Annotated in this window: 1 protein-coding gene; it reads left to right on the top strand. The window is 48.4% G+C overall.

Translation table 11 applies throughout. From position 1 onward, the window contains the following. A partial coding sequence (locus DW49_RS1000000133455) for a hypothetical protein (protein WP_206539583.1) occupies positions 1–183 on the top strand: 183 nt, incomplete at its 5' end. Between the last annotated feature and the right edge of the window lie 290 nt (positions 184–473).

Raw genomic sequence — 473 nt, 5'->3', positions numbered from 1 at the left:
GCTTATCCACAATTGCTGGGACAGAAATCAGCAATCCGTCCTGGGTCAATTTTCAATCGGCAGGGTGGGTCAGTTTTCAATCAGCGCCAACAGGCAGTTCAAGGCCTGTGTCTCGAAAGCTCCTTGCAAAAAGCTATTTTGGTAGGCATTTTGCCAGCAAGGACGTTGGCCTTAACGGGCTGAGGATGCCGTTGACGCTTATGCCGGTAAAAAACATCGCATGTTATGCCATGGATCTCGTTCGGTTATCGATGATGAAGACGATCTCGCTCGTGAGATCGGAGACCTAGCTCTCGGGCAGTCAAGCCAAGGCTTCTTCAGTGAGGCGGTATGCGGTCGTAAGAGGGCCGCTCACCGGGCGCGATCTTTATGCTAGTGTACTGTTTTCGAAATAAGTTACCCATAACCTGCAAGCTAAGCTATTGATAAGATTTGAATTTTCCGTTAGTTGGTGGCTGATTTTTTCGAAAACA

The sequence above is a fragment of the Pseudomonas avellanae BPIC 631 genome (assembly GCF_000444135.1).
GTDB classification, from domain to species: domain Bacteria; phylum Pseudomonadota; class Gammaproteobacteria; order Pseudomonadales; family Pseudomonadaceae; genus Aquipseudomonas; species Aquipseudomonas avellanae.
The sequence above is the reverse complement of the archived record's forward strand: the minus strand, read 5'-3'. Positions and strand labels throughout refer to the sequence as shown.